Genomic DNA, 18,045 nt, shown 5'->3' with positions numbered 1-18,045 from the left:
GTGGCTCCCTGTTCCGCGCAAACCGCTTGCGTTGCTTGCGGCCGATTTACGTTCCGGTGGAAGTGGGCTGCAAAGCCGCTGGTGTGGCCATATCCCGGGCTTTCGGCCTCGCGGGCGAGAGAGATTTGACGCGGTCATGGCGGTAGACGATGTATCAATCCTCTGCAACTCTCTGACCATCCAACGCAAAGTACTCAATCTGACGTGCAGATCGGGGACATATGAGACCGCAACGCTGGAGTTGGCGGGTGCTCGCCGCCGTGATCGCCACCAGCCTTCTGATGATCACCTGGCCGTCGTTCACCGCCTCGGCGGCCGGCGGCCCCAATCTCGCGGCGGGCCGTCCCGCCGCCGCGAGCAGCGCCCACAGCGAGTACTCCGCGGCGAACGTCACCGACGGAAACACGTCGACCTACTGGCAGAGCGCCGGAACGGCCTTCCCGCAATGGGTCCAGACCGACCTCGGTACCAGCAGCCGCGTCGACGAGGTGGTGCTCGCACTGCCCGCCGGATGGGAGAGCAGAAAACAGACCCTCTCCGTCCAGGGCAGCGCCGACGGCACCGGCTTCGCCACACTGAAGACCTCGGCCGAGTACACCTTCAGCCCGGGCGGCGCCGACGCCAACACCGTGACGATCGCCTTCCCGGCCACCCAGGCCCGGTTCGTACGCGTCCACATCACCGCGAACACGGGCTGGCAGGCGGCCCAGCTGTCCGAACTCCAGGTCCACGCGGCCGGTGAGTCCTCCGTCAATCTCGCCCGCGGCAAGACGCTGACAGCCAGTAGCCACACCGAGGTCTACACGGCCGCCAACGCCAACGACGGCAACGCCGCCAGCTACTGGGAGAGCGCCAACGGCGCCCTGCCGCAATGGATCCGCGCCGACCTCGGCTCCTCCGTGCGCGTCGACCGCGTCGTGCTGCGCCTGCCCGACGGCTGGCCGGCCCGGACACAGACGCTCCAGGTCCAGGGCAGCGCCGACGGCACCGACTTCACCGATCTCGTGGCCTCCAGGGCGTACGCCTTCGACGCGGCCGGCGGTCATGCGGCGACGATCACCTTCGACGCCGCGACCACGCGGTACGTCCGCGTCCTCGTCACCGCCAACACCGGTCAGGCGGCGGCCCAGCTGTCGGAGTTCGAGATCTACGGACCGGCCGGCGGCGACACGCAGGCGCCGACCGCGCCCACCGCACTCGCCTACACCCAACCCGCCACCGGCCAGATCAGGCTGACCTGGGAGGCCGCCACCGACAACACGGCGGTCACCGGCTATGACATCTATGCCAACAACGTGCTGCGTACGTCTGTCGCGGGCAATGTGACGGCGTACACGGACACGCAGCCGGCGAGTGCGACCGTCTCGTACTACGTGCGAGCCAAGGACGCCGCCGGGAACCAGTCGGCCAACAGCAACACCGTCACCCGCCAGGGAGAGAGCGGCGACACTCAGGCGCCGACCGCACCCGCGGGCCTCGCCTTCATCGAGCCCGCCTCCGGCCAGATCAGGCTGACTTGGGGCGCGTCCGCGGACAACACGGCGGTCACCGGCTACGACATCTATGCCAACAACGTGCTGCGTACGTCCGTTGCGGGCAATGTGACGGCGTACACGGACACGCAGCCGGCGAGCGCGACCGTCTCGTACTACGTGCGAGCCAAGGACGCGGCCGGGAACGAGTCCGGCAACAGCAACACCGTCACCCGCAACGGCTCCACCGGCGCGGCCTCGAACCTCGCCATCGGCAAGCCGATCACCGCGTCCTCCGTGATCCACACCTTTGTCGCGGAGAACGCCAACGACAACGACCTGACGACCTACTGGGAAGGCGCGGCGGCCAGTTATCCCAACACGCTCACCGTGAAGCTGGGCGCCAACGCCGATCTCAGCAGCCTCGTCCTCAAGCTCAACCCGGACAGCGCCTGGGGCACCCGGACGCAGAACATCCAGGTGCTCGGGCGCGAGCAGAGCGCATCAGGCTTCACCAGTGTGGTCGCGGCCAAGGACTACACCTTCAACCCGGCGAGCGGGAACGCGGTCACCGTCCCGGTCGAGGCGCGCGTCGCCGACGTGCAGCTCAGGTTCTCCGCCAACAACGGCGCCACGGCCGGTCAGCTGGCCGAGTTCCAGATCACGGGCGTCCCGGCGCCAAACCCCGATCTCGAGGTCACGGGCATCGCGGCCTCGCCCGTCGCCCCCGTCGAATCGGACCCGATCACGCTGTTCGCCACCGTCCGCAACAGTGGTCCGCTGGCCTCCGCGGCCAGCGCGGTCGCACTCCGGCTCGGCGGCACCAAGGTCGCCACGGCGCAGGTCGGCGCGCTGGCGGCCGGGGCATCGGCGACGGTCAGCGTTTCGATCGGAGCACGTGACGCGGGGACGTACCAGCTGAGCGCCGTCGCCGACGAAGGCGATGCCGTCATCGAGCAGAACGAGACCAACAACACCCACACCAGCCCGACTTCACTGGTGGTGAAGCCGGTCGCCAGCTCCGACCTCGTCGCCTCCGCGGTGAACTGGACGCCGAGCGCCCCGGCGGCCGGCGACACCGTCACCTTCACCGTGGCGATCAAGAACCAGGGCACCGAGCCGTCCGCGGCAGGCAGCCACGGCATCACGCTCACGCTGCTGGACTCGAACGGCGCGACGGTCCGGACGCTGACCGGCGCGCACAGCGGAACCATCGCAGCGGGAGCGACCAGTCCCGCGGTGAACCTCGGCACCTGGGCCGCCGCGAACGGCTCGCACACCGTCAAGGTCGTCATCGCGGACGACGCCAATGAACTGCCGGTCAAGCGCGCCAACAACACCAGCACCCGACCGCTGTTCGTGGGCCGCGGCGCCAATCTGCCGTTCGACATGTACGAGGCCGAGGACGGCACGCTCGGCGGCGGAGCCCAGAAGGTCGGGCCCAACCGGACCATCGGCGATCTCGGCGGCGAAGCCTCCGGCCGCCAGGCCGTCACGCTCAACAACACCGGCAACTATGTGGAGTTCACGACCAGAGCCAGCACCAATACGCTGGTCACGCGGTTCTCCATCCCCGACGCGGCGGGCGGCGGAGGCATCAGCTCCACGCTCAACGTGTATGTCGACGGAACCTTCCGCAAGGCCATCGACCTCACGTCCAAGTACATGTGGCAGTACGGGGCCGAGGCCAGTCCCGGCAACTCTCCGAGCGCCGGCGCGCCCCGCCACATCTATGACGAGGCCAATGTGCTGCTGGGCGAGACGGTCCCGGCCGGGTCGAAGATCCGGCTGCAGAAGGACGGCGCCAACCCGCACACGTACGCGATCGACTTCATCAACCTGGAGCAGGTCACCGCGGCGGCGAACCCGGACCCGGAGGCGTACACCGTCCCGGTCGGCACCACCCACCAAGACGTCCAGAACGCCCTCGACAAGGTCCGCATGGACACCACGGGCAAGCTGATCGGCGTCTATCTGCCACCGGGCGACTACCGGACGTCGAACAAGTTCCAGGTGTACGGAAAGGCGGTCAAGGTCGTCGGCGCGGGCCCCTGGTTCAGCCGCTTCACCACCCCGCCCGACCAGGAGAACACCGACGCCGGTTTCAGCGTCCAGGCCACGGCCAACGGCTCGTCCTTCGCCGGATTCGGCTTCTTCGGCAACTACACGAACCGCAACGACGGTCCCGGCAAGGTCTTCGACTGGTCGAAGGTCGCCGACATGACCATCGACAACATCTGGACCGAGCACATGATGTGCCTCTACTGGGGCACGGACACGGACCGGATCACCATCAAGAACTCCCGGATCCGGGACATGTACGCCGATGGGCTCAACTTCACCAACGGCAGCAGCAACAACCTCGTCAGCAATGTCGAGGCGCGTACCACCGGCGACGACAGCTTCGCGCTCTTCCCGGCGGTGGACATCGTCAACGCCGACCAGACCGGGAACGTCTACGAGAACCTGACGGCCCTGCTGACCTGGCGGGCCGCCGGAGTCGCGATCTACGGCGGGTCCGGAAACACCGTCCGCAACATCCGCGTCGCGGACATGCTCACCTATCCCGGCCTCACCATCGCCACGCTGAAGTTCGGCGGGATCAACGCGCTGGGCTTCGGCACCACTCCGACCAGGTTCGAGAACATCTCGCTGGACCGGTCCGGTGGCCACTTCTGGGGCAACCAGGCTTTCCCGGCACTGTGGATGTACTCGGCGGAGTACGAGTACCAAGGGATCCGGATCAGCGGCCTGGACATCACCGAACCGACGTACTCCGGGATCATGTTCCAGACGAAGTACAACGGCAGCACGCCGATGTTCCCGATCAAGGACAGTGTGCTCACCGATGTCGCGGTCAGCGGCGCGAAGAAGAGCGGCGACGCCTTCGATGCCAAGTCCGGCTTCGGGCTCTGGGCGAACGAGTTGCCGGAGCCGGGGCAGGGTTCCGCGGTCGGTGAAGTGACCTTCAACGGCCTGAAGTTCAACGGCAACGCGCAGGACATCAAGAACACCACGTCCACCTTCAAGATCAACATCAATCCGTAGGGAGTTCTGTAGCGAGCTCCGTAGGGAGTTCCGTGGAGCGGGTCGGCGGCGAAAGTCCCTGACCCGGATACGTGAGACTGGCGCAAGCCGCTTGCATGGTTTGCGCTAGTCTTGCGTGTATGACGCGACGACTTGCTCAGGTGGCCAAGAAGGTTGGAGTCAGCGAGGCCACGGTCAGCCGGGTGCTCAATGGCAAGCCGGGAGTCTCCGAGGCCACCCGGCAGTCCGTGCTGACCGCGCTGGACATCCTCGGATACGAGCGGCCGACCCAGCTGCGCGGCGAGCGCGCGCGGCTGGTCGGCCTGGTCCTGCCGGAGCTCCAGAACCCGATCTTTCCCGCGTTCGCCGAAGTGATCGGCGGGGCGCTGGCCCAGCAGGGACTCACTCCGGTCCTGTGCACCCAGACCAAGGGCGGCGTGTCCGAAGCGGACTACGTCGAGCTGCTGCTCCAGCAGCAGGTGTCCGGAGTGGTGTTCGCCGGCGGTCTCTTCGCGCAGGCCGACGCCCCGCACGACCACTACCGGCTGCTCGCCGAACGCAAGATTCCGGTGGTGCTCATCAACGCCTCCATCGAGAATCTCGACTTCCCCTGCATCGCCTGCGACGACGCCGTCGCAGTGGAGCAGGCCTGGCGTCATCTGGCCTCGCTCGGCCACGAGCGGATCGGGCTCGTCCTCGGCCCGCTGGACCATGTGCCCTCCCGCCGCAAGCTCGCCGCGGCCCACGCGGCGGCGAAGACCGCCGGGGGCGAGCTGCCGGACGAGCGCATCGAGCGCTCGATGTTCTCGCTGGAGGGCGGGCAGGCGGCGACCGCGCGGCTGCTGGAGCGCGGGGTCACCGGGATCATCTGCGCCAGCGACCCGCTTGCGCTCGGCGCCGTAAGGGCCGCGCGCCGGCGGGGACTTGCCGTCCCTGGCGACGTCTCGGTGGTCGGCTACGACGACTCGGCCTTCATGAACTGCACCGAGCCGCCGCTGACCACTGTGCGCCAGCCGATCGAGGCGATGGGCCGGGCCGCGGTCGAGCTGCTCGCCGCGCAGATCCAGGGCGGCGACGTGCCGCCCGGTGAGCTGCTCTTCGAGCCGGAGCTGGTGGTACGCGGCTCCACGGCACAGGCTCCGCGCTAGCGCGCAGGGCCCGAACGCCCCTCCGTACAACCGACTGTCAAACTTTTACGAAATCGGCGCGAGATATTGCGGTCTCCTGTCGCCGGTGGTTGAGTGTGCCGCGCCCCCGCTGCGTGTCGGCCGCGGGTCTTCCACGCTCATGCCCGAAGGGGACCACCGATGAGAAGAGCTTGGTTCCGTCGTACGCGCCGCACCACCGCGACCGCCCTTGTCTCCGCGCTCGCCCTGACCGCTCTCGCCGCCTGCGGCACGAGCAGCAGCAGCGACAACGACGAGGGCTCCGGCGGCGGTTCGACCGATCCGTCAGCGCCTCTGGACCCGAAGACCAAGCTGACGCTCACGATCGACTGCATGCCACCCGCGGCCAAGGCCGCGGAGCTCAAGGAGTGGAACGAGGACGTCAAGGCGTTCAACAAGACGTACCCGAACATCAAGATCGAGGGACGTTCCACGCCCGGCCAGTGTCTGGAGCCGCCGCGGTTCACCGCGATGCTCAAGGCCAAGTCCCAGCCGGACGTGTTCTACACCTACTTCACCGATCTCCAGCAGGTGCTGGACAACGCGGGCGCCGAGGACATCTCCGCCTACGTCACACCCAAGACCGTCCCGGCGATCAATGACATCGACGCCGACGTGATGAACTCCCTCAAGCAGGACGGCAAGCTCTACGGCCTGCCGACCAGCAACTACCGCATGGGCCTGCTGATCAACCGCAAGCTCTTCGAACAGGCCGGGCTCAACCCCGACACTCCGCCGACGACATGGGAAGAGGTCCGGAGCGCCGCCAAGAAGATCGCCGGACTGGGCAGCGGAATCGCCGGCTTCGGCGAGTACAGCGCGGGCAACACCGGCGGCTGGCACTTCACCGCCACCATGTACGGCCTCGGCGGCGAGATCGTCGACGCGAGCGGCAAGAAGGCCGCCTTCAACAACGACCTCGGCAAGCAGATCGTCCAGAACCTCAAGGCCATGCGCTGGGACGACGACAGCATGGGCAAGACCCAGCTGCTGAAGTGGGGCGATCTGCAGAAGCAGATCGCCAGCGACAAGCTCGGCATGTTCCTCGCCGCGCCCGACGACATCGCGTACATGGTCCAGCAACTCGGGGCCAAGTACGAGAACTTCGGCATGGGCCCGCTGCCCGGCGAGAAGTACACGCTCTTCGGCGGCAACAACTACATGATCAAGAAGGGCATTTCGCCCGACAAGATCAAGGCCGCCGTCGCCTGGCTCAACTACAAGAACCTCACCGTCGGCAAGGGCCAGTTCGACTGGGCGCGCACCAAGGCCGACGGTCTGCCCGTCGGCGTACCGCAGCCGAACTTCTGGCTCAACGACGCCAAGACCAAGGACGACGCGGCACGCGCCGCCAGCGCCACGATGCCGGTCGAGAACTTCAAGGCCTTCGTGGACAACCCGGTCAAGGGCAAGGCCGAGCCGCCGAAGGCGCAGGAGATCTACAAGGTCCTCGACAACGTGATGTCCGCGGTGCTGACCAACAAGAACGCGGATGCGGCGGGGCTGCTCGCCACGGCGGAGTCGCAGGTCAACCAGATCCTGGCGAACCAGTAGCCGATGTCGGCCCCCACGCTCTCGCCGCACAAGGCCGCGCCCGGACCCGGGCGCGAGGCCGGGCCCCGTACGAACGCATCGCGGGAGGCGTTCGTACGGGCCCTGCGCCGCAATCTGTCCGCGCACGGTTTTCTGATCGGCGCCGTGCTCTGTTTCTCGTTCTTCTCCTGGTATCCGATGGTCAGGGAGTTCATCCTGGCCTTCCAGAAGACCGAGAACGGAGAGACCACCTGGGCCGGCTGGTCCAACCTCACCACGGTCTTCAACGACCCGGCGTTCTGGCAGGCCTGGCGCAACACGCTGCTGTTCACCGGCCTCGCGCTGGTCTTCGGCTTCATCGTCCCGTTCGTCATCGCGCTGGTGCTCAATGAATTCCGGCACGGGCAGGGCTACTTGCGGCTGCTGGTCTATCTGCCCGTGATGCTGCCGCCGGTCGCCTCCGTACTCCTCTTCAAGTATCTGTACGACCCCGGACACGGACTGCTCAACCGGCTGCTGGAGCTGGCGCACCTCCCGCAGCAGCAGTGGCTGCAGGATCCCGACACCGCCATGCTCTCCGTGGTCATCGCCGCCACCTGGATGAACATGGGCGGCGCCACGCTGATCTACCTCGCCGCGCTCCAGGGCATTCCCGGCGAGCTGTACGAGGCGGCCGAGATCGACGGCGCGGGGATTGTGCGCAAGATCTGGTACGTCACCATCCCGCAGACCCGCCTCATCCTCTCGCTGATGCTGCTGATGCAGATCATCGCGACGATGCAGGTCTTCACCGAGCCGTTCCTGCTCGCGGGCGGCGCGGGCCCGGAAGGGTCCACGACAACCGTCGTCTACCTCATCTACCAGTACGCCTTCAACTTCAACAACTACGGCAGCGCTGCCGCGCTCGGCCTGGTCCTGCTCGTGCTGCTGGCGGGATTCTCCGCGGCGTACGTACGGCTCAGCCGCAGCGAGGAAGACTAGGGCGGGGGACACGGACATGAGCACACGCACACTGATCTCACCGGCCCAACTCGCCAGACCACGCGCCAAGTTCTTCTACTGGGCCGCGTTCGTCCTGGTCATGGTCCTGTTCACGCTGGTCTTCCTCGGCCCGCTGTACTGGATGGTCTCCGGCGGGCTCAAGACCACCCAGGAGGTCGTCCAGTCGCCGCCGACGCTGCTGCCTTCGTCCGTGCACACCGAGAACTACTCCCGGGCGTGGGAGGTGATGGATCTGTCCCGGCTGCTGTTCAACACGCTCTACTACGCCTTCGGAGCGCTCGCGTTCCAGCTGGTCCTGGATGTGGCCGCGGCCTACTCGCTCTCCCGGCTCCGGCCCGTGTTCGGCAAGGCCATCCTGGCGATGATGCTCGTGACGCTGATGATTCCGGCGACCGTCCTGGTCGTACCGCAGTATCTGACCGTGCTCGACGTGCCGATCGTCGAACGCAATCTGCTCAACTCGCCCTGGGCGATCTGGCTTCCGTCCGTCACCAACGCCTTCAACATCTTCCTGCTGAAGCGCTTCTTCGACTCGATCCCGCGTGAGCTCATCGACGCCGCGGCCATCGACGGAGCCTCCCGGCTGAGAACCCTGTGGTCGATCGTCCTGCCGATCTCACGGCCGATCCTCGGCGTCGTGTCGATCTTCGCGGTCGTCGGCGTCTGGAAGGACTTCCTCTGGCCGATGCTCACCTTGCCCGACCCGAGCAAACAGACACTCAACGTCGGCATCTACTCGCTGTCCAACGGCGTGCCCGAGAACGTGCTGATCGCCGCGCTGACCATCGCGTCCGTCCCCACGCTGCTGATCTTCCTGGCCTTCCAGCGCAACATCATGAGCGGTCTCACCGCGGGCGGCCTCAAGGGCTGACTCCGGGCCCGTGCCGCCCTGCTCCACCCTCAAGCCTCCGCCGCCGGCCTCGCCGTGGCGCCCCGCTGTCCGGGCCGGCGGCGGAGCCGACCCTGCCCGAAAGGACCTCACGTGGCAGCCCCTCGATCGGATGCCCCTCATCGGGATCACACGGACGACTGGTGGCGCAGCGCCGCCATCTATCAGGTGTACGTGCGCAGTTTCGCCGACGGTGACGGCGACGGCACCGGTGATCTCGCCGGAGTGCGGGCCCGGCTGCCGTACCTCGCCGAACTGGGCGTCGATGCGATCTGGTTCAACCCCTGGTATCTCTCGCCGATGGCGGACGGCGGCTACGACGTGGCCGACTACCGCGCTATCGACCCGGCGTTCGGCACGCTCGCCGAGGCCGAGAAGCTGATCAGCGAGGCCCGCGAGCTCGGCATCCGCACCATCGTCGACATCGTGCCGAACCACCTGTCCGACCAGCACACATGGTTCCGGTCCGCGCTCGCGGCAGGGCCGGGCAGCGCCGAGCGCGAGCTGTTCCACTTCAGACCGGGCCGCGGCGAGAACGGTGAACTGCCGCCCAACAACTGGCCGTCGCAGTTCTCGGGGGAGACGTGGACCCGGGTCGCCGACGGCGAGTGGTACCTGCATCTGTTCACCCCGGAACAGCCCGATCTCAACTGGGACCATCCCCTCGTGCGCCGCGAGCACGAGGACGTGCTCCGCTTCTGGTTCGAGCGAGGAGCCGCCGGCGTACGCATCGACTCGGCGGCCCTGTGCGCCAAGGCTCCCGGGCTGCCGGACTCCGCCGACGGCGACACGAGCCTCTATGTCGACCGCGACGAGCTGCACGACATCTACCGCTCCTGGCGCGCGGTCGCCGACGAGTACGGGGGAGTGCTCATCGGCGAGCTGTGGGTGCCCGACCCGGACCGGTTCTCCCGCTATCTGCGGCCGGACGAGCTGCACACCGCCTTCAACTTCGACTTTCTGGCCCGTCCTTGGGACGCGGCCCAGCTGCGTGCCTCCATCGACACCACGCTGGCGTACCACGCACCGGTCGGCGCGCCCGCGACCTGGGTGCTGTGCAACCACGATGTGACGCGCACGGTCACCCGGTACGGCCGGGCCGACACCGGCTTCGAGTTCGCGAAGAAGCGCTTCGGGACGCCTGCCGACCTGACTGTGGGGACGCGTCGGGCGCGCGCCGCGGCCCTGCTCTCGCTCGCGCTGCCCGGCTCGGTCTATCTGTTCCAGGGCGAGGAACTGGGGCTGCCCGAGGCGGAGATACCGCTGGACCGCATCCGCGATCCGATGCACTTCCGCTCCGGCGGCGTCGACCCCGGCCGGGACGGCTGCCGGGTGCCGCTGCCGTGGGCGGCGGCGGAGCCGTACGCCGGATTCGGCTCGGTCGCCCAGCCGTGGCTTCCGCAGCCCGAGGGCTGGGCCTCGTACGCCGCCGACCAGCAGGCGGCGGCGCGGGACTCGATGCTCGCTCTCTACCGCGAGGCACTGCGCCTGCGCCGCACCGAGGAAGGCTTCGGAGACGGGCCGCTGACCTGGCTGCGGTCCACTCCGGGAGTTCTCGCCTTTGTGCGCACCGGCGGCCTGATCTGCGTCGTCAATCTCACCGCGGAACCCGCCGAACTCCCCGGCCACACAAGCGTCCTGCTCACGAGCGGGCCTTTGGACGCCGGCGGGCGGCTCCCGCAGGACACGGCGGCCTGGCTGCGGAAGTAGGAGATGTCCGGCGATCCGCCTACGGCAGCGGCCTGGGCGGACGGGGCCCGCTGTAGTGCCCGCTCGGACGCATCCGCAGGGGGCGCTCCTCGTACTCCTCCAGCGCATGCGCGATCCAACCGGCCGTACGCGCCACGGCGAAGACCGTCTCACCCGCCTCCGCAGGCATGCCGGACGACACCGAAAGCACCGCCAGCGCCAGATCCACATTGGCGTGCAGCTCCACATGGCGCGCGGTCGTCGCCTCCACCTCGCGGGCGGCGTCCAGCGCCGGCCGGGCGCCGGGGATCTGCGCCAGCACGTCGAACAGGGCCTCGGCGCGCGGGTCCTGGCCCGGGTAGAGCCGGTGCCCGAGGCCCGGCACGCGGCGGCCCGCCCGAAGGTGGTCCGAGACGACCGCGGCGGCGCTGCCACGCTCCAGCACCTCGGCGAGCATCCGGTGCGCGAGCCCGCTGGCGGCCCCGTGCAGCGGACCGTCCAGCGCGCCGAGACCGGCGGAGACGACGGCGTACGGATGGGCGCGCGCGGACGCCGCGACCCGTACGGCCAGTGTGGAGGCGGCCAGATCGTGGTCGATGAGCAGCGACAGCGCCCTGTCCAGGGCTCGCAACGACTCCTCGTCGGGTCGCTGGGCGGTGAGCCGTGACCAGAGCCGCCACGCCAGCCTGCCCTCGCCGCGATGTGTCCGGCCGATCGTGGGCAGCGCGTCGACGAGGGTGGGGATGAGGGAGCGGGCCATGCCGAGCACGGAGAGCCGGTCGAGGTCGAAGCGGAGCGGATCGGCGATTCCCGCGGCGATCGCGGCCACCCGCAGCCGGTCCGTCGAGCCGCTGTGCTCGGGCAGCGCCTCGACCGCGCGCCGGGCGGCGGCGAGGGTGTCGGGCGGAGCGGTGAACCGGATGCCGTGCTGCAGGGTGCCGGTCCACAGCCAGTCGGCGATCTCCTCGTAGTGGTGGTTGCGGGCGAGTTCGGTGGCGTCGACGCCGCGGAAGTAGTAGCGGTCCTTGTCGATCAGCGTGATGCCGGTGCGGATCCGCTGGGTGACATCGCTTCCGGCGGCGGGCTCCCGCCTGCCCCGGCGGACCAGGGCGTCGACCTCCTTGGCGTCGAAGGTGCTGGCGCGCCCGCCCGGTTCGCGGCGGCTGTTGAGCTGGCCGCGGCTGACATACGCGTACACCGTCTCGGGCTTCACGCCGAGCCGCTCGGCGGCCTCACGGGTGGTGAGCCGCTGTCCGTCCGCTGGGTCGTCCGTCATGAGGACACCGTACACATGTTGATCCAATCAATATTGACAGTGATTGAGTCATGCATGGACAGTCGAATCAATTCAAGGAGGCTGTTATGCAGATGGACGTACCGCGTGGACTCGCCGGTGTCGTGGTCACCGACACCGCACTGGGGGATGTCCGGGGGCGGGAGGGCTTCTACCACTACCGCCAGTACTCGGCCGTCGAGCTCGCGCAGGGCAGCGGGTTCGAGGACGTCTGGCATCTGATGTTCTTCGGGGAGCTCCCGGACCCGGCCCGGCGCAAGGACTTCGTCGCCGAGACGGCGTCACTGCGCCGGCTGCCCGACGACGTACGCGCGGCACTGCCGGCGATCGCCCGCTCCGGCGCGCCCTCCGGCCCGCTCGCCGGACTGCGCACGGCGCTCTCGCTGCTGGGAGCCGCGTCCGGACTGCGCCCGGTCTACGACCTCGACGCCGCGTCCCGTCGCGCGGACGCGCTCCGGGCCTGCGCCGCCGTGCCGACGCTGCTCACCGCGCTGCACCGGCTGGGCCAGGGCCTACAGCCGGTCGAACCGCGCGAGGACCTTCCGTACGCCGCCAACTACCTGTACATGCTGACCGGTTCGGAGCCGGAGCCGGCCCGTGCGCGGGCGATCGAGCAGTATCTGATCTCGACGATCGACCACGGTTTCAACGCGTCGACCTTCACCGCCCGGGTGATCGCCTCCACCGGCGCAGACCTCGCGGCCTGCCTGGTCGGCGCGGTCGGCGCGCTCTCGGGCCCGCTGCACGGCGGCGCGCCGAGCCGCGCCCTCGACACGCTCGACGCGATCGGCACACCGGAGCGCATCGACCCCTGGATCAGAGAACGGGTCCTCGCGGGCGACCGGATCATGGGCTTCGGCCACCCCGTCTACCGCACCGAGGACCCGCGCTCCCGGATGCTGCGCTCGATCGCCGAGAGCTTCGGCGGACCGCTGGTGGAGTTCGCGATCGAGGTCGAGCACCGGGTGGAGGCGATCCTCGCGGAGCTGAAGCCGGGCCGGGAGCTGCACACGAACGTGGAGTTCTACGCGGGGGTGGTCATGGAGCTGTGCGGGCTGCCGCGGGAGATGTTCACGCCGACGTTCTGTGCGGCGAGGGTGGTGGGCTGGAGCGCCAATATCCTGGAGCAGGCATCCGACTCCAAGATCATCCGCCCGGCGGCGAGGTATGTGGGACCGCCTCCGCCGCAGCCCGTGCCGCAGGCGTCCTGACGGCAGAAAATGAGCCCGGCACCTTGGTTCGGTGCCGGGCCCTTGTTCGGCCTGCGGTCAGGCGTCGGGGATGTCGTTTCTCGCTCTGATCAGGGTCTCCCGCGAGATCACGACGATCCGCTCATGGTCGGCCCGACCTGCGTCGGAAGGGAGCTCATGGTCGAGAGCGGCCGTCGCCTCGGTGCCGATGACGGCGAAGTCGCCGTTGCTCAGCTCGAAGATGTCGGGGCATGTCTGGCCTGACATGCTCCCGCGCTGACGGGGTGATGCTCCGATCCGGCGCACGATCTTCAAGTGTCGTCCCTGGGTCGAGTTATGCAACCCGGCGATCGTAGTCACACCGAGCCCGCTTGTGATCGATGGGCTCACCAGCCATTGAGTCCCGTTGGGTCAATCGGCCCACCATGCATGGCCTTCCTCGTTCGCGCGCTCGATGAGGCGATCTACCACGCGTCCCAGGTATGCCTCCTGCGACTCGTACCTCACACTTGCGCGATGGTCCCTTGTAGCAGCCCAGAACTCCCGGAAGATGGGGTTCCGGCAAATCACTCGAAGGTGTCCCCTTACGTCGTCCTCGCTTGCCGCTCCGATGCGGTACGCGTGTAACACATGCTGATAGAGGGCGTTGGCGTAGAGAAACTGCCGCTGCTTCACCGGGGACATAGACGTGTCGTCGTACGCATCTAGCACCGCGGCCAGATCGGGATCGTCCATCGCCTTGCTGAGCAGCTCGAAGTGCAGCCGCTGCTGGTTCGTGATGTCGGCGCGGCGCTGGAAGTCGTTTGCCCGTTCCATATGTGTGAGCTGACTGGTCAGATTGCCGTTCTGGCGATGCATCTGCTGGTGTTGGACCACCAGCGCGACGATGACTGCGCCGAACGCCAGCCCCGAGAAGACCGCGTTGGCGGCCGATGTGTCCGTGTCGGGAGCCAGTTCGTGCATCGTGGTGCTGATGGCCAGACTGAGCGCCGCGACAAGCCCGATGACGGCTACGGCGCACACGATGACTACAGCAACTCCGGCGACTACTCCCCGCTGGCCGTTCCCCTGTGTGCTCATCCAACCCCCGATTCACAGTGATCGGCCAACTCCGAGGCCGCTGACTGCGCACACCGGCTCCCAGAGTGCCGGGCAGCTCTGACCGGCAGAGGAGGCGGAGAGGAGGCGCACGGATGGAACGATTTTTCGTGAAACCGGGCGCCGTGTCGAAGTGTGCCCGCTGCGCGCCGCTGACAATCGCGGCTCGGCCCGGTGTTCCGGCACGTCCACTACGCTCGACGCTCATGACCAGCAAACCCGTACCCGTTCTCGTCCTCGCGGGCTTTCTGGGATCCGGCAAGACCACCTTGCTCAACCATCTGCTCAGGGCGAGCCGCGGCACCCGGATCGGCGCGATCGTCAATGACTTCGGGTCCATCGAGATCGACGCCATGACCGTGGCAGGACAGCTCGGCGACTCCACGGTGTCGCTCGGCAACGGGTGTCTGTGCTGCGCCGTCGACGCGAGCGAGCTCGACGTCTTCCTCGACAAGCTCACCCGGCCCGCCGCCCGCCTCGATGTGATCGTCATCGAGGCGAGCGGTCTCGCCGAGCCGCAGGAACTCGTCCGGATGCTCCTGGCCAGCGACAACGAGCGGATCGTGTACGGCGGCCTGGTCGAGGTCGTCGACGCGGCCGAGTTCGAGGCGACGCGGGAGCGGCATCCCGAGCTCGACCGGCATCTGGGGATCGCCGATCTGATCGTGCTCAACAAGGCGGACCGGGTCGGCGACGTGGCTTGGCGGCTGCTGCGGGAGCGGATCGGGGGCCTCGCCGACGGGGCCGCCGTGATCCCGGCGACGTACGGACGCATCGATCCGGAGCTGCTCTTCGAATGCCGCCCGCGGACCGAACGCGTCGGGCAGCTGTCCTTCGAAGACCTCCACGACCCTGATGATCACGACGGTCACGACGGTCACGACGGTCACGACGGCCACGACGGGCATCTGCACGACGCCTACGAGACCGTCGCCTTCACCGCCGCCGAGCCCCTCCATCCCCGCAGGCTGCTGGACTTCCTCGACTCCCGGCCCGAAGGGCTCTACCGGATCAAGGGATTTGTGGACTTCGGCGCGGCCGATCCGCTCAATCGGTATGCCGTCCACGCCGTCGGCCGGTTCCTCCGGTTCTATCCCGAGCCCTGGCCCGGCGACGCGCAGCGACAGAGCCAGCTCGTCGTGATCGGCTCCGGCATCGACACCGGAGCCATGCGCAAGGAACTCGACGCCACCCCGGTGACGGGACCTCAGGACGCCCCGGGCGAACAGGCCATGTGGGGCATCCTGCGCTACGTACCGAACGGGCAGGCCGGGTCGGACGACGACTACGTGGGGTGACCCCCTGACCCTGCACCGTGCGGGGAGTTCGTAGGATCGACCCCGTGACAACGAGGACAACGGGGTGGGTTCCGCCGACGGAGACCGAGCGACTGCTGTACGAGGCACGAGCGGCCGGCGACGAGGCAGCCGGAATCGGCGTACTCTCCCGCGCGAAGCTCTTCCTGCCGACCGGCCGGCTCTACGCCGACACCCCCGGCGCCACCGCCCCGTTCACTCCGGTCAAGGACCCCGAGAACGGGAAGTGGAGCGTCCACGTCCGCACGGCGGGCATGCTCCAGCCCTGGCATCCGGACTGGGTGCACTTGTCCGTCACCCTGGCGGAACTGGCCCGTGTCTGGCCGAACGCCTCATGGCGGCTCGCCGTCAACTCCGGTACTCCGTGCGCCATCAGCCTCAAGGCCAAGCCGTCCCACCGACAGGCCTGGCTGAAAGCCGGCAACGAGAGCGGCGGTCCGCCACGGGGGTTGCTCGTCGCGTATGCGGGCGGCCCGTCACACGGCGCTCTGGCTCACGGCCTGGCCTGCGGGGCGCACCTGTCGCTGCACAACAGCGTTGCCTGGAACGAACTCGGCACGACGTACTTCGACTACCGCAGGGACGCCGCCAGCCTGCGCGAGGTCTGGCGAGTGACGAACCGGGCCCAGTACGCCGACAAACTGGAAGAACTCTACGGGGCCCGGCTCTGCGGCTGGGAGGAGGCCATCGCGCTGAACTCGCGTGCCGCTCTGCACGAGCACCTGGGCAGAGCGCCTTCCGAGGCCGAGTGGCAGGACGCCCTTGCAAAGGCCCCCGCCTTGCACCGGGCCGACGCGGAGACCGTCGCGGAGGTCCGGTGGACCGCGGGGCGCATTGCCCGCTACGAGGAGCGGTTCCGCGCCGACGGGATACTCACCGCCGGTGAACGCGTCGACTCGCTGAGGGCCTTCGACTACGGCCGCATCATCAGCTTCGTGCGCATGGGACTCGGTGCCCGCCTCACCGAACCGGGACCAGCGGAAGAAGCCGTTCTCGCGGCGGGCAGGCTGAGCCGGGAGACCTACAACTCGTGGGAGGCGTTCTCCGCCGCGTACGCGCTGGCCCGGGTACTCGCCTTCGACGACGGGGAGTTCGGCCGGACCTATCAGGAGTCGGTCGCCCAGCACCGCATCCTGACCCAGGACCTCAAGAGCCCGTACCGGAGCCTGCCGTGGTCATGAGCTGGACACCACCGACGCACGTCGAGCGTGAACTGCACGAGGCGGGGCTTCGAGGCGACACCAACGCGCAGCTGAGAGTGCTGGCCAGGGAGGAGCTGTTCATCGGGCAGCCTCGGGCCGACTACGAGGCCAAACCGGGCCTGGTCACGTGGCGCACGATCGCTCACCCGACGTCCGGGGCCCGCTGCATGGCCCTCCTCACCCGCGGCATGCTCCCACCCTGGCACCCGGACTGGGTCTTCTTCGAGGTCGGCCTGGACTGGGTGGCGGACCACGACTGGAACGATCCGAAACTGTGGCTCGCCGTCAACCCGGGCACTCCTGCCTCCGTGAGCCTGCCGGCGGCGGCGCGGGACAGGGCGCTGTGGCGCCGCTACCACGCGGAGAACGACCGCACCACGACGGACCGGCTGAACGCCCTGCACACCGGCCCGCTCTTCGGGCCACTCGCCTTCGGGCTCGCCTGCGGGGCGCACCTCTCCGTGGCCAACGGCGTGCCCTGGAACGAGGCCGGCACGGTCTACCTCGACTACCACTCCCAGCGGCGCATGCTGCGCGAATCGTGGGCGATCAGCGACAACGCAAGCTGGCACCGGCAGATGAGCGCTCTGCTGGACTTCTCCAACAGCCCGCCGGAGCCCGAGTTCGCGCTGCGGGTGCGCGAGCAGCTGCGCAGAGGGCGGGGCGAGCTCCCGTCCGCGGACCTGTGGCGCGAGACCGCCGCCGGAACCCTGCACGATCACGGCGCACCGCAGACCCTCGTCACGGAGATGGAGGAACTGGTCCGCCGCATCATGCGCTACGAGGCCAGATTCCGGGCCGACGGGCTGCTGCCCGAGGACGGCCGGGTCGTCACCGCCGCCGCGTACGACTACGGACGCGCGCCCACCGTCGCCCGCTGGGGCCTGGCCGCCCGGTTCTGCACCCCGCACGAGGCGGAACAGGCGATCGTCCACGCGGGCGCGCTCAGCAAGGCGGCTTACGGATCGTGGGCGGAGTTCTCCGCGGGCTATGCGCTGGGCAGGGCGCTGCGCTTCGACGAGGAGGAGTACGGCCACTACTACGAGTGCTCGCTGACATCCCACCGGATCCTGACGGAGAACGAGGCCAGCCCCTGGCGGAACATCCCCTGGAGCTGACCTCCCTCGGTCCGTCCGCGCAACCGGACAGGCCGAGGCCGCAGTTGTG

General features: G+C 68.5%; 13 protein-coding genes. 10 read left to right on the top strand and 3 right to left on the bottom strand.

What is annotated here, in order from left to right:
• Nucleotides 1–221: 221 nt before the first annotated feature.
• From ACH4YL_RS19710 to ACH4YL_RS19685, 6 genes are all read left to right on the top strand, one after another.
• On the top strand, nucleotides 222–4,520 hold the full coding sequence (locus ACH4YL_RS19710) for a discoidin domain-containing protein (protein WP_398508647.1): 4,299 nt from the start codon (nucleotides 222–224) through the stop codon (nucleotides 4,518–4,520).
• Nucleotides 4,521–4,639: 119 nt separating this feature from the next.
• Entirely contained in the window at nucleotides 4,640–5,647 is a 1,008-nt protein-coding gene (locus ACH4YL_RS19705; protein ID WP_398508646.1) for a LacI family DNA-binding transcriptional regulator, read from the top strand.
• Nucleotides 5,648–5,806: 159 nt separating this feature from the next.
• Nucleotides 5,807–7,219 carry an extracellular solute-binding protein gene (locus tag ACH4YL_RS19700; protein ID WP_398508645.1) on the top strand — a complete coding sequence of 471 codons (1,413 nt, stop codon included), beginning with the start codon at nucleotides 5,807–5,809 and terminating at the stop codon, nucleotides 7,217–7,219.
• A gap of 3 nt (nucleotides 7,220–7,222) precedes the next feature.
• Nucleotides 7,223–8,179, top strand: coding sequence for a carbohydrate ABC transporter permease (locus tag ACH4YL_RS19695; protein ID WP_398508644.1), 957 nt, complete (start codon nucleotides 7,223–7,225; stop codon nucleotides 8,177–8,179).
• A 16-nt stretch (nucleotides 8,180–8,195) separates the two neighbouring features.
• Nucleotides 8,196–9,071, top strand: coding sequence for a carbohydrate ABC transporter permease (locus tag ACH4YL_RS19690; protein ID WP_398508643.1), 876 nt, complete (start codon nucleotides 8,196–8,198; stop codon nucleotides 9,069–9,071).
• Nucleotides 9,072–9,182: 111 nt separating this feature from the next.
• A complete protein-coding gene (locus ACH4YL_RS19685; RefSeq protein ID WP_398508642.1) occupies nucleotides 9,183–10,799 on the top strand; it encodes a glycoside hydrolase family 13 protein in 1,617 nt (538 codons plus the stop codon).
• Nucleotides 10,800–10,818: 19 nt separating this feature from the next.
• Here the strand turns inward: ACH4YL_RS19685 and ACH4YL_RS19680 are convergent, their stop codons facing one another.
• Complete coding sequence (locus tag ACH4YL_RS19680; RefSeq protein ID WP_398508641.1) at nucleotides 10,819–12,054, bottom strand: citrate/2-methylcitrate synthase; 1,236 nt, start codon at nucleotides 12,052–12,054, stop codon at nucleotides 10,819–10,821.
• Nucleotides 12,055–12,140: 86 nt separating this feature from the next.
• On the opposite strand from ACH4YL_RS19680, the gene ACH4YL_RS19675 reads away from it, so the two are divergent.
• Entirely contained in the window at nucleotides 12,141–13,283 is a 1,143-nt protein-coding gene (locus ACH4YL_RS19675; protein ID WP_398508640.1) for a citrate synthase/methylcitrate synthase, read from the top strand.
• Between the two features lie 57 nt (nucleotides 13,284–13,340).
• Here ACH4YL_RS19675 and ACH4YL_RS19670 read toward each other — a convergent pair whose 3' ends face one another.
• Nucleotides 13,341–13,577: a hypothetical protein gene (locus tag ACH4YL_RS19670; RefSeq protein WP_398508639.1), complete on the bottom strand. Its 237-nt coding sequence runs from the start codon at nucleotides 13,575–13,577 to the stop codon at nucleotides 13,341–13,343.
• Between the two features lie 96 nt (nucleotides 13,578–13,673).
• Nucleotides 13,674–14,342 (bottom strand): DUF6082 family protein, encoded by a 669-nt coding sequence (locus ACH4YL_RS19665; protein ID WP_398508638.1) that lies wholly within the window; start codon nucleotides 14,340–14,342, stop codon nucleotides 13,674–13,676.
• 224 nt (nucleotides 14,343–14,566) lie between these two features.
• Between ACH4YL_RS19665 and ACH4YL_RS19660 the strand changes: the two genes are divergently transcribed.
• From ACH4YL_RS19660 to ACH4YL_RS19650, 3 genes are read left to right on the top strand one after another with little or no spacing between them, the layout of a single operon-like run.
• The gene (locus ACH4YL_RS19660; RefSeq protein ID WP_398508637.1) at nucleotides 14,567–15,658 is read left to right on the top strand and encodes a CobW family GTP-binding protein; all 1,092 of its coding nucleotides are present in this window, start codon (nucleotides 14,567–14,569) and stop codon (nucleotides 15,656–15,658) included.
• 44 nt (nucleotides 15,659–15,702) lie between these two features.
• A complete protein-coding gene (locus tag ACH4YL_RS19655) occupies nucleotides 15,703–16,857 on the top strand; it encodes a DUF1266 domain-containing protein (protein ID WP_398508636.1) in 1,155 nt (384 codons plus the stop codon).
• Complete coding sequence (locus ACH4YL_RS19650) at nucleotides 16,854–17,996, top strand: DUF1266 domain-containing protein (protein WP_398508635.1); 1,143 nt, start codon at nucleotides 16,854–16,856, stop codon at nucleotides 17,994–17,996. The genes ACH4YL_RS19655 and ACH4YL_RS19650 overlap by 4 nt, the downstream gene beginning before the upstream one ends.
• The last annotated feature ends 49 nt before the right edge of the window (nucleotides 17,997–18,045 follow it).

Origin of the sequence: Streptomyces sp. NPDC020681 (assembly GCF_044334895.1) — a bacterium.
GTDB lineage: Bacteria > Actinomycetota > Actinomycetes > Streptomycetales > Streptomycetaceae > Streptomyces.
The sequence above is the reverse complement of the archived record's forward strand: the minus strand, read 5'-3'. Positions and strand labels throughout refer to the sequence as shown.

What these genes read in the sequence shown, in the direction of transcription:
- ACH4YL_RS19695 (WP_398508644.1), top strand. Translation starts at nt 7,223, where the DNA reads ATGTCGGCCCCCACGCTCTCGCCGCACAAGGCCGCGCCCGGACCCGGG.
- ACH4YL_RS19660 (WP_398508637.1), top strand. Translation starts at nt 14,567, where the DNA reads ATGACCAGCAAACCCGTACCCGTTCTCGTCCTCGCGGGCTTTCTGGGA.
- ACH4YL_RS19710 (WP_398508647.1), top strand. Translation starts at nt 222, where the DNA reads ATGAGACCGCAACGCTGGAGTTGGCGGGTGCTCGCCGCCGTGATCGCC.
- ACH4YL_RS19705 (WP_398508646.1), top strand. Translation starts at nt 4,640, where the DNA reads ATGACGCGACGACTTGCTCAGGTGGCCAAGAAGGTTGGAGTCAGCGAG.
- ACH4YL_RS19690 (WP_398508643.1), top strand. Translation starts at nt 8,196, where the DNA reads ATGAGCACACGCACACTGATCTCACCGGCCCAACTCGCCAGACCACGC.
- ACH4YL_RS19675 (WP_398508640.1), top strand. Translation starts at nt 12,141, where the DNA reads ATGCAGATGGACGTACCGCGTGGACTCGCCGGTGTCGTGGTCACCGAC.
- ACH4YL_RS19665 (WP_398508638.1), bottom strand. Translation starts at nt 14,342, where the DNA reads ATGAGCACACAGGGGAACGGCCAGCGGGGAGTAGTCGCCGGAGTTGCT.
- ACH4YL_RS19680 (WP_398508641.1), bottom strand. Translation starts at nt 12,054, where the DNA reads ATGACGGACGACCCAGCGGACGGACAGCGGCTCACCACCCGTGAGGCC.
- ACH4YL_RS19650 (WP_398508635.1), top strand. Translation starts at nt 16,854, where the DNA reads ATGAGCTGGACACCACCGACGCACGTCGAGCGTGAACTGCACGAGGCG.
- ACH4YL_RS19700 (WP_398508645.1), top strand. Translation starts at nt 5,807, where the DNA reads ATGAGAAGAGCTTGGTTCCGTCGTACGCGCCGCACCACCGCGACCGCC.